General features: G+C 30.9%; 11 protein-coding genes. All 11 read left to right on the top strand.

Features of this window, described 5'->3' with window-relative positions; translation table 11 throughout:
- The first annotated feature begins 42 nt into the window (after positions 1-42).
- The 11 genes from SVN78_05495 to SVN78_05545 all read left to right on the top strand — a co-directional run bounded on the left by SVN78_05495 (position 43) and on the right by SVN78_05545 (position 11,457).
- The gene (locus SVN78_05495) at positions 43-474 is read left to right on the top strand and encodes a heme-binding domain-containing protein (GenBank protein MDY6821056.1); all 432 of its coding nucleotides are present in this window, start codon (positions 43-45) and stop codon (positions 472-474) included.
- Positions 464-1,570 (top strand): phytase, encoded by a 1,107-nt coding sequence (locus SVN78_05500; GenBank protein ID MDY6821057.1) that lies wholly within the window; start codon positions 464-466, stop codon positions 1,568-1,570. The genes SVN78_05495 and SVN78_05500 overlap by 11 nt, the downstream gene beginning before the upstream one ends.
- Positions 1,571-1,594: 24 nt before the next feature.
- On the top strand, positions 1,595-2,386 hold the full coding sequence (locus SVN78_05505; GenBank protein ID MDY6821058.1) for a hypothetical protein: 792 nt from the start codon (positions 1,595-1,597) through the stop codon (positions 2,384-2,386).
- A 74-nt stretch (positions 2,387-2,460) separates the two neighbouring features.
- The gene (locus SVN78_05510) at positions 2,461-3,189 is read left to right on the top strand and encodes an ABC transporter ATP-binding protein (GenBank protein ID MDY6821059.1); all 729 of its coding nucleotides are present in this window, start codon (positions 2,461-2,463) and stop codon (positions 3,187-3,189) included.
- Positions 3,180-4,421 carry a SufD family Fe-S cluster assembly protein gene (locus SVN78_05515; GenBank protein MDY6821060.1) on the top strand — a complete coding sequence of 414 codons (1,242 nt, stop codon included), beginning with the start codon at positions 3,180-3,182 and terminating at the stop codon, positions 4,419-4,421. The genes SVN78_05510 and SVN78_05515 overlap by 10 nt, the downstream gene beginning before the upstream one ends.
- Before the next feature lie 531 nt (positions 4,422-4,952).
- A complete protein-coding gene (locus tag SVN78_05520; GenBank protein MDY6821061.1) occupies positions 4,953-5,801 on the top strand; it encodes a 3-hydroxybutyryl-CoA dehydrogenase in 849 nt (282 codons plus the stop codon).
- A 17-nt stretch (positions 5,802-5,818) separates the two neighbouring features.
- Positions 5,819-6,601 (top strand): enoyl-CoA hydratase-related protein, encoded by a 783-nt coding sequence (locus tag SVN78_05525; protein MDY6821062.1) that lies wholly within the window; start codon positions 5,819-5,821, stop codon positions 6,599-6,601.
- Between the two features lie 11 nt (positions 6,602-6,612).
- Positions 6,613-7,758, top strand: a complete 1,146-nt coding sequence (locus tag SVN78_05530) for an acyl-CoA dehydrogenase family protein (GenBank protein MDY6821063.1) — start codon at positions 6,613-6,615, stop codon at positions 7,756-7,758.
- A gap of 2 nt (positions 7,759-7,760) precedes the next feature.
- Positions 7,761-9,746 (top strand): heterodisulfide reductase-related iron-sulfur binding cluster, encoded by a 1,986-nt coding sequence (locus SVN78_05535; protein ID MDY6821064.1) that lies wholly within the window; start codon positions 7,761-7,763, stop codon positions 9,744-9,746.
- Positions 9,747-9,758: 12 nt separating this feature from the next.
- The gene (locus SVN78_05540; protein MDY6821065.1) at positions 9,759-10,532 is read left to right on the top strand and encodes an electron transfer flavoprotein subunit beta/FixA family protein; all 774 of its coding nucleotides are present in this window, start codon (positions 9,759-9,761) and stop codon (positions 10,530-10,532) included.
- A gap of 13 nt (positions 10,533-10,545) precedes the next feature.
- Positions 10,546-11,457 carry an electron transfer flavoprotein subunit alpha/FixB family protein gene (locus SVN78_05545; protein MDY6821066.1) on the top strand — a complete coding sequence of 304 codons (912 nt, stop codon included), beginning with the start codon at positions 10,546-10,548 and terminating at the stop codon, positions 11,455-11,457.
- The last annotated feature ends 109 nt before the right edge of the window (positions 11,458-11,566 follow it).

Raw genomic sequence — 11,566 nt, forward strand, 5'->3', positions numbered from 1 at the left:
AATTAAATTATTATATGTTAAAATAAATTATAATATAAAGGTATGAAAAAAGTTATCTTTTATTTATTAATTTTTGTTTTAATAATATTTATAATAATTCAGTTTATACCTGTTAGCTTTGAAAATCCGCCTGTAAAACAAGAAATAGATGCCCCAGATAAGGTTATCAGTATTCTAAGAGATAATTGTTATGATTGTCATTCTAATTTGACAAAATGGCCATGGTATAATAAAATTGCTCCAATTTCTTGGGTTATAAAAAGGGATGTAAACAGTGGTAGGGCAAGTATTAACTTTACTGAATGGGATAAATATAAATCAATTGAGAATATTATTAAGGAGATGATTGTGGAAGCTGTTAGAGAGGGAAGGATGCCTCCGTTAATGTATAGACTTGGGCATCCTTCTTCTAGAATAACTAAAGATAAGCTTAAAATTCTTCAAGATTGGGCAAAAGGTAAATTTGACAAATAATTATATAGGTTCAATAACAAAATATATCTTGTTATTTTTTTTACTAACTATTATTGGCTGTACATTTAATGACGATAGCTCAATTAATAGAAAAGTTGTAAAAGTATACCCTTCTCTTGAAACCACTCCAGTTTATAGGTGGGGGGATGATGCGGATGATATGGCTATTTGGATAGATGAAGATAACATGTCAAACAGCTTTATTATAGGCGCTCTTAAGAAAGAAGGAATAGCTTTATATAATTTAAATGGTGAGATGTTTAGATTTTATAGTTCTGGTTTATTTAATAATGTAGATGTGCGTTATAATTATAAAACAAATAATGGGACAATAGATTTAGTTGCAGCAACAGATAGAAGATTTAATGGAATGGTTCTCTTTAGGATTGATAAAATAAATAGAAGATTAATACCTATAGCAACAAGTACACCTAAATTAAAAATGAAGGTTTATGGGCTGTGTATGTACCATAATAAAGATAATGACAATTATTATATTTTTGTTACGAGTAAAAGTGGTTTAATAGAACAGTGGAAAATAGTAAATAGTGATAAAATTGAATTAAATTATGTAAGGAAATTAAAATTAAAAAGTCAGGTTGAAGGATGTGTTTCTGATGATGAATATGGTTATCTCTTTGTTTCAGAAGAGGAGAGAGGCTTATGGAAATATAATATTAGAGAACAAGGGAATCTGAAACCAGTTTTGGTTGATAGTGCAGATAAAGGTGGGTATTTATCAGAAGAGGTAGAGGGTGTAACTATTTATTATAGCAAGGGTGGAAGTGGATATATAATAGTCTCAAGTCAAGGAGCTGATCGCTTTGATATATATAATAGAAAACCACCCCATAAATATGTTGGTAGTTTTAAAATTGTTGACAATTATAAAGATAAAATTGATGGTGTATCCCATACTGATGGGTGTGATGTAATCAATCAAAGTATTAATAATAAATTTCCCTATGGTTTTTTTATTGCACAAGATGATAAAAATACTATGCCTGACGGGCATCAAAATTTTAAATTAGTGGCATGGGAAAATATAGCGAAAGAATTAAATTTAATTGTTGATATAAACTATAAATACTGGTAATTTTGATTTTATTGGAGGTGTTTGATGATAAAATATGTTTTAAAATTTTTTTTATTTGTGAATTTATTGTTGTTGATATATAATTGCTCAGCTACTTCCACGAGTTTAGTTATTGATCCAGCTCCCACAAGCCCTATGTATGATGTAGCCAGTCCAAAGGAATCAGAAGAAAAGCTAAATGTTAATGTTGCAATTTTAAAGATGGATTTTGGGGGTAATAATAAAAAAGGAAGTATGATCGAATTCCCTTATGAAGGTAATGCTTTTGCAAGTCAAACAGAATTTATAAAAGCCTTAGAGGCCTCAATTGAATCTATAGTTGTTAGTAAAGGCTATTTTATAGTGGATTTTGTTGATGATTTTGATACATTGACTGAAGAGGACAAGAAGAAAATTGATTATTTAATAGTACCAAAGATTAATCTAGATGCTGTTGAGAATATTGAAATGGGATCAAAAGTGCCACTTGATCTAAGTTTTGAAAGATCAAGTAGAGCTTCTATTAAGTGTTCAGGTGATGTTGCATTAAAGGGAGAGATGGCTTTTTCTATCATTGATCCTATAACAAGAGATATTATTTATTCGACAAAAGATGAATTGAGTGAATCAACTCCATTTAAGGTTTCACTAGATAAGTATACGGGAAATACACTAGCTGATGTATTGTATAAAGAGTTGACTGATAAATGTTTACTTGGAGTTAATAATGCTAGAGCTAAAACTTTAGAGAAAATATATAAAAGCTATTTAAAATCTTTTCAAAAGAGCTTACCTTCTGGAAAAAAAGCTAAAGAATTATTTGGTATATTGAGGTAAATTTTCCTATTGCAAAAAATAATTATTAGCTTATAATCTAATTAAGATAAAAATACTCTTATTAAGGAGAGATTATGTTAGAGATAAAAAACCTTTATGTGCAAGTAGACGATAAGTTAATTTTGAAAGGGGTAGATCTAAAAGTAAAAGAAGGTGATGTAATAATTCTAATGGGACCAAATGGAAGCGGCAAGACAACACTATTGCATACTATAATGGGGTTACCCAGGTATAAAATAATAGATGGTCAAATATTGTTTAATAATATTGATATTACAAATATGATGCCTGATGAACGCGCTAGATTAGGTATTGGGATAATGTTTCAAAAAGCACCATCAATTAGAGGCGTGACCCTTGGAGAATTGGCGTATATTATTTCAAGACAAGATGATGAAGAAGTCATTAGAGATTTTGCAAATAAAATAAATGTACAGGATTATTTAGATAGGGAGGTTAATTTCGGTTTTTCAGGTGGAGAGTTGAAGAGGTCTGAGGTTTTTCAATTGTTATGCAATGATTCTAAGTTGGTTCTTTTAGATGAGCCAGAATCAGGTGTAGATATTGAAAATATTGCATTAATTAGTGAAAATATAAATAGGCTTTTAGGTAAAGACGAAAAGATAAAGAAGCGCTATAAAAGTGGAATAATTGTAACTCACACAGGTTATATATTAGATTATGTTAATGCTGATAAAGGATATATTATGTTTGATGGTAAGATTGTTTGTGAGGGAGGACCTAGAGATATTTTAGAAGAAGTAAGAAAAAACGGATATAGGAGGTGTGGGGAATGCAAATAGATTTAGCTAAGAAATATAAAGAGTTAGCACAAAGTGCTATCAACAAGAAGGCAGAATATGGGTTGGATATTGATTTAACTTCGTATGAAGAAGTTCAAGAATTTGAAGAAGGTAATGACTTAGATAAGATGCCGAGTGAGATAAAGGAGGCTGCATTATTAGCTGGTGTGGATTTTACAGAAGGCAACCGTTCTGGTTCATTTATGCAAATTAATCACTCAGTAATTTATAAAAAGATAATGGAAAGCTATGAGAATAAGATTGAGATAATGAGCGTTAATGAAGCTTTAGATAAATATCCAGAGATGAGTCAATATTGGTGGCAGGCTGTCAATGTGGATAAAGATAAATATACTGCATATGCAGAGTTAAAACCTATGCATGGTTATTTTATAAGGGTATTGCCTGGTGTGAAGGTTGATAAGCCCATCCAAGCTTGTTTAATGATGCAAGAGAATGCAAAAGTGCAAAATGTTCATAATATAATAATTGTTGAAGAAGGTGCAGAGGCTCAGCTGATAACTGGATGTGCTGTACCACCTAAGGTTAAAGAGGGTTTGCATATTGGTATTTCTGAATTTTATGTAAAAAAGAATGCAAAGCTAACATTTACAATGATACATAATTGGGCAGATGACTTTCATGTGAGACCAAGATCAGCAACAATTGTTGAGGAAAATGCTACATTTATTAGTAATTATGTATTATTAAAACCTGTCAAATCTGTTCAGATGTTTCCTTCTGCTAATTTAATTGGTAAAAATGCAAAAGCCCAGTTTAACTCAATCCTCTATGGGAAAGAAGGATCTAACATAGACGTTGGTTCAAAGGTAATATTGTCTGGTGACAATACTTCAGGGCAGGCAATCTCAAGAGCGATTGTTGATGATAATTCTACAATTTATGCAAGGGGTACATTAATTAGTAAGAATGATAGTGCAAAAGCACATTTAGATTGTAGAGGTATTTTAGCTTCTAAAAGTGCCACAATGTATGCTATTCCAGAGCTTGTAGCTGATAAAGCACCAAAAAGCAATTTATCACATGAGGCAGCAATTGGTCCAATTGGTGAGGAAGAGATAGAATACTTAATGTCAAGAGGTTTGAGCAAAGATGAAGCTGTTACCCTAATAACACAAGGGTTTTTGAATACTAAAATACTTGGCCTTCCAAAGGTATTAGAGAAGAATATACAAAAAATGATATCAAAAACACAAAAAGATACAATGTAAAATTTGATTTTACAATATTTTCATATACCAGAGGTAGTTTAAAAAATATGGCTATTTAAACAAAATAGCCATATTTTTTATGTTATTCTTGCAGTATTGGAGCTGTTAGTTAGATGAACTACATGTAATATAGATAATTTTTTATATGAGAATATTTTTGTATGGTTTATGTCAAAAATAATTAAATGTCAATTTCATTTGTAAAGTATTCTATATATTTTTAATTTTTCCAACTCATTGTTATGTATTGTTGTATATAGTCTAAAATATTATATTTTAGTAAATATAATTAATTCTTATCTTATTTTTATCTATATTTGTGAAATTCCCCCTTTAATTTGCAAAAAAACTATATTTAAAAATATTAATTATTTTAATTTATAAATAATAAGATTATTTATAATATTAATAATCTTTGATTCTCACGAATTAATTATAAAAAAAATATATTGACTTTGTCTATTATCTATGTTAAAGAACAATTAACATTTTATTAAATTATAAAATTATATTATTTTGGAGGTTTTTTTTATGGCTTTTATCATAGGTGTAGTTGGTGCTGGCCAGATGGGAAGTGGTATAGCATATGTATGCGCTCTTAACGGTTTTAAAGTTGAATTACAAGATATATCAAGTGAACAGCTAGAAAAATCATTAGCCACAATAGAAAGCAATTTAAAAAAACAGTCTAAAAAAGGTACAATATCTGATGAGCAGGTAAAAGAAGCACTAGGTAGAATAAATAGAGTTAATAAATTAGATGAATTAAAAGATGCCTCAATTATAATTGAAGCTGCTACTGAAAAAGAGGATATAAAGATTGATATATTTAGAAAACTAGATGAAGTTACTAGCGATGAAGTGATTTTAGCATCAAATACCTCTTCGATATCAATAACAAAAATAGCGGCAGCAACTAGCAGACCTTCAAAGGTTATAGGTATGCATTTTATGAATCCCGTTCCTGTTATGAAGCTAGTTGAAGTTATAAGGGGTTTGGCTACAAGTGATGAAACATATCAGTTTGTAGTTGAATTGGCTAAAAAACTTGGTAAGGAACCTGTATTGTCGAAAGATTATGCTGGATTTATTGTTAATCGTATCTTAATTCCTATGATTAATGAGGCTATTTTTACATACTATGAAGGCATAGGAACAATTGAGGATATAGATAAGGCTATGAAATTAGGAACAAATCAACCAATGGGGCCCTTTACATTAGCAGATTTTATAGGCCTCGATACAGTATTATACATTCTAGAGATTTTGTATAACGAGTTTAAAGATCCTAAATATAGACCTTGCCCACTATTATATAAAATGGTTAGTGCTGGTTATTTTGGCAGAAAAAGTGGTAAAGGTTTTTATAATTATGAATAAAAATTATGAGGCTATATATGGATTATAAAACATTAATAGTGGAAGAAAATATTGATTATATCTTATTAAAAATCAATAGACCAGATAAGTTAAATGCAATTAATTTAGAGGTTGTTAGAGAGTTTAGAGATTTTATAAGTACAACAGAAAAAAAGGAAAATATAAGAGCTATAATATTAACTGGTTCAGGCGAAAAGGCTTTCGTAGCTGGTGCTGATATAAAAGAAATGGCTAATTTTAATGTTTTAGAGGCTATAGAGTTTGCGAAAAGTGGTATAAATATACTTAAGATGATGGAGAGTTCTTCTAAGGTGTTTATTGCTGCAGTGAATGGCTATGCCTTTGGTGGAGGCTTTGAAATGGCTTTGGCCTGTGATATAATAATTGCCTCGAAAAACGCAAAATTTGGTTTTCCTGAGGTTTCATTGGGGATAATTCCTGGCTTTGGAGGAACTCAGAATCTACCACGCGTAGTTGGTCAATATATAGCCAAAGAATTAATATTAAGTGGAAAGCCTATAGAAGCTGATAGAGCATTGCAGCTAGGGATTGTTAGTAAGGTTGTAGAAAAGGATAAATTATTAGATGAAGCGTTAGCTATGGTTAAAAATATAACTAAGAATGGTCCATTATCAGTTGCAGCTGCAAAAGATTCTATAGTGAATGGTTTAAATATGTCCAAAAGTGAGGGATTTAACTACGAGAGTTTAGCATTTTCAAGATTGTTTTCAACAAATGATCAAAAAGAGGGCATGAAAGCATTTTTAGAAAAGAGAAAGGCAAATTTTACTGCTAAATAAAGGAGTGTATTATGAATTTTGAGTTGAGTGAAGAACATAAGGTTTTACAAAATGTTGTAAGTGAGTTTGCCAAAAATGAATTAGCAAATTATGCAAGTGAGCATGACAAAGAACATACTATTAAGGATAATGTAATAAATAGGATGAGAGAACTTGGTTTTTTTGGGGTATATTTACCTGAAAAGTATGGTGGAGCTGCAATGGATGTGCTTTCATATATTATTGTTATTGAGGAACTTTCAAAGGTTTGTGCATCAACAGGAGTTTTGATTTCAGCGCATACATCGCTTTGCTGTGATCCTATATATCAGTTTGGAACTGAGGATCAAAAAAAGGAGTATTTAACAAAGCTTACAAATGGGGATAAGATAGGTTGCATATTACTTACTGAGCCTGATGCTGGTAGTGATGTTGCTTCAATTTCAACGAATTATAAATCTGAAGGTGATTATTACATTATAAATGGTTCTAAGTTGTTTGTTACAAATGGTGCATATCGTGGAATAGGTGTGATCTTTGCCACAAAGGATAGATCTTTAAGACACAAAGGGTTGTCAGCTTTTATAATCGATCTATCATCTGAAGGTGTAGAATTACTTAAGAATGAAGATAAAATGGGTATAAGGGGCACATATACTACAGCTTTTGCATTTAATGATTTAAAGGTGCCAAAGAAGAATTTACTTGGTAATGAAGGTCAGGGTTTTAAAATAGCAATGGAAACTCTTAATGGTGGTAGGATTGGGATTGCAGCACAAGCAATAGGTATTGCAGAGGGTGCATTTAATAAAGCATTTGACTATGCAAAAGAGCGCAAACAATTTGGAAAACCTTTATCATCATTTCAGGGAATTCAATTTAAATTTGCTGATATGGCAACGAAGATAGAAACAGCTAAAATATTGATTTATAAGGCTGCCTGGTTAAAAGATAATGATAAAACAAATGCTATGGAATCGGCAATGTGTAAGTATTATGCATCAGAAGTAGCAAGATTTGTTACTAATGAAGCATTGCAAATACATGGTGGCTATGGTTATATTGAAGACTATGAAGTTGAGAGAATGTATAGGGATGCAAAAATCACTGAAATCTACGAAGGGACAAGTGAAATTCAAAAGATAGTAATATCTAATATGTTATTTAGGGGTTTATAATTATGAATGAGAGTAGAGAAATATATTGGAATGTTGGTCATTCTGTACAGATTCCAATGTACTTGCTTGCTATTATTGCTATTTCTATTCTAGCATATGGTTTCTATAAAAGGTACCAAGTTTATAAGATTGGTAAACCTGAGGATAGGTTTGATAATAAGTATAAAAGGATTATTTATTTTTTAAGTAATGCTTTTGGCCAAAAAAAAGTTTTAAATGTCTTCTCTATTGGCAGTATACATGCTTTGTTTTTTTGGTCATTTTTGATTCTATTTATTGGAACAACACTTATATTTATTCAAGCAGATTTTCTAAATCCTATATTTGGCATTGAATTTTTAAAGGGATCTTTTTATAAAATTTTCTCTCTATTCTTAGATATAGCAGGTTTATTAGCAATTATTATGGTTTTATTTTTTGCAATAAGAAGGTATATTTTTAGGCCTGAAGGGCTAGAGACAACAATCGAAGATATTATAACACATATACTTTTGTTGTTAATTCTAATTAGTGGTTTTATAGTAGAAGGTTTGAGAATGGCACAGACTGAAATTAGTCTCGAAAGCAATTTAGCTTTATTTTCACCTGTTGGCCTCTTTATTGCTAAAATTTTTACTAGTTTTTCAGAAAGTACAATATTAATAGGTCATAAATTCTTATGGTGGTTTCATTTTTTATGTTCTATCACATTTATAGCCTCTATTCCTTTTTTAAAATTGAGACATATCTTTACAACCTCAATTAACTATTTATTTAAGGACTATGGCCCTAAAGGTAATCTACCACTATTAGATATTGAGGATGAAAATAGAGAGGTTTTTGGGGTAGATGATGTTAAAGAATATTCGTGGAAAGACATATATGATTCAGATGCTTGCACTAAATGCAAGAGATGCCAAGATAGATGTCCTGCATATGCTACAAATAAACCTTTATCACCTATGAAAGTTGTTAATGATATTAATACAGTAGCTTTTGGAGAAAACAAAGAGGGTTCTCTAATTGATACGGTTGGCGAGGATTCAATATGGGCTTGTACAACCTGTATGGCTTGCCAAGAAATATGTCCTGCTGATATTGAACATATTAGAAAAATAATAGATATGAGAAGATATATGGTTTTAATGGATGGCAAATTCCCAGGGGAAGAGGTCCAAATGTCTATTAATAATATAGAAGTAAATAGTAATCCCTTTGGCAATGCCTTCGCAGAAAGAGACAAATGGAGTGAGAACACAGAAGTGAAGTTATTATCAGAGGATAGTGATGTTGATGTTATGTATTTTGTTGGTTGCTATGCATCATATGATCAAAGAAATATAAAAATAGCTAAAAGTTTTGTTAATATTTGTAGCAAGGCAGGAATTAAAGTTGGCATTATGGGTAGTGAAGAAAAGTGTTGTGGTGATCCTGCCAGGAAGATGGGCAATGAATATCTATATCAAATGATTGCTAATGAAAATATAGAAAATATTAAAAAATACAATGTTAAAAAGGTTGTAACAACGTGTCCACATTGTTTTAATACGTTAAACAAAGATTATAGGGATTTGGGCTTGGATGTAGAAGTAGTATTTTATATTAATTTTATTAAAGAACTTATAGATGGTAAAAAGTTGACTTTGACAAAGAATACCTTTGGTTGCACCTATCATGATTCATGCTATATTGGTAGATATAATAATATATATGATGAACAGAGGTATATTATACGTACTCTTGGTGGTAATGTAAAAGAAATGGAGAAGAGTAGAAATAATAGTTTTTGTTGTGGTGGAGGTGGCGGAAGAATAATAGCTGAAGAGAAGCTAGGTGAAAGGATTAATCTTACGAGAATAAAAATGGCAAAGGATGTTGGTGAGTCAATTTTAGTATCGAATTGTCCTTTTTGTATGACTATGTTTGAAGAGGGTATTAAACTTGCGGGATATGAAGATATGATGTATGTTAAAGATTTAGCAGAAATAATAAATGAACATATACAATAGAGGAGGTTATTTATGAATATTTTAGTATGTATCAAACAAGTACCCGACCTTGAATCAAAATTTAAAATTAATGATAATGGTGATTGGGTAAAAGAAACATACGTTGGATTTCGAATGAACGAATATGATGAATATGCAATTGAAGAGGCTGTTCAGTTAAAGGAGAAATTAGGTGCTTCAGAGGTTGATATAACAGTATTGTCAATTGGTCCATCAAGGGTTGAAGAGGCAATAAAAAAAGCATTGGCTATGGGTTGCGATAGGGGGGTTCATATAGAGGATAATGAAGAATATAAAAAAGATCCTTTTAGAAAGGCATCAATTATCTATGAGTTTGCAAAGGATAAGAATTTTGATATAGTTTTCCTAGGAATGCAGTCTGAAGATAGAGGATCAGCGCAGGTAGGTGCGCATTTGGGTGAGCTATTAAAAGTTAATTGTGTAACAACTGTTATAGACTTTGAATATGGTGATAATCTTTTGAAATTAAAAAGAGAACTTGAGGGTGGTATAAGGGCTTTAGTTGAATGTAAATTACCAGCTGTATTAACATGCCAGCTTGGTTTGAATATACCAAGATATCCAACGTTGCCCAATATAATGAAGGCAAAAAGGAAAGAATTAAAAAGTTTTTCAGTTAATGATTTTGATAAGGCAGAAAATCTTTATACAATTGAAAAAATAGCTTTTCCAGAGAAGAAGGGTAAAGCACGTATTATAGAAGGATCAACAGATGAATTAGTTGGTGAAGTATTAAAGCTATTTAAGGAAAAACTTACATTATAAAAGGGAGGTTAATATGGCAATATTAATTATAGGTGAATATAGAGATGGCAAGTTTTTTGAGGGTTGTTATGATACAATAGGATATGCAAAGGAATATAACAAAGAATATATATTATTTGCTGTTGGCAATAAAGAAGATTTGCCAAAAGTAGACTGTAAAGTATATTTAGCTGACAGCTCTAAATATGGTGAGTACAATCCAGAGGTGCACAAAAAATTAATTGTTAATTTGGCAAAGAAGGAAGGCATTGATGAGATTGTATTTTCCCATAGTAGTTATGGTTGGGATTTAGCCCCTAGGGTTGCAAATAGTTTAGATGCTTCTGTTATTACTGAAGTAGTAGAGATAAAAGATGAAGTTTTTGTAAAGCCAATTTTGAATGGTAAATTAAATGCAATTATAAAACCAAATAAGGAAAAGCATGTTTTAACAATCCAGTCAGGTGCTTTTACTTATGAGCCCGATGAATTTAAAGGTGAGGTAATTGATATAACCGATGGTGAAGCCAGTGATGGAGTAAAGTTAGTAGGGTATGAAGAAGCAGAAACAGGTGGTGTAGACTTGACAAAGGCAGAGGTTATATTAAGTGTAGGCCGTGGTATTGGAAAGAAAGAAAATATTGAGATGTATAAGAATCTAGCCAAAATGATAAAGGCAGAGCTTGGAGCAAGTAGACCAATAGTTGATGCAGAATGGCTTGAACCTTCAAGACAAGTAGGTTTAACAGGACAAACTGTATCTCCTAAAGTTTATATAGCTTGTGGTATTTCAGGTTCCATTCAGCATGTTGCTGGCATGAAAAAATCAAACTTTATTATTGCTATAAATAAAGACAAAGAAGCGCCTATTTCTGAAGTTGCTGATGTGTTAATTGTTGCAGATGTAAATCAAATAGCTCCTGCGTTAATTGAAAAATTAAAATAAGGAGAATAACGTATAAATTATGACAAAAGAAGAAGTAGATGATATATTTAAGGGTATTGAGGATGAATTAAAGAGTAAATTTAAAAAAGATACTTTTAATGAAGAAATG

Source organism: Deferribacterota bacterium (genome assembly GCA_034189185.1).
In the GTDB taxonomy this organism is placed as follows: Bacteria; Chrysiogenota; Deferribacteres; order Deferribacterales; family UBA228; genus UBA228.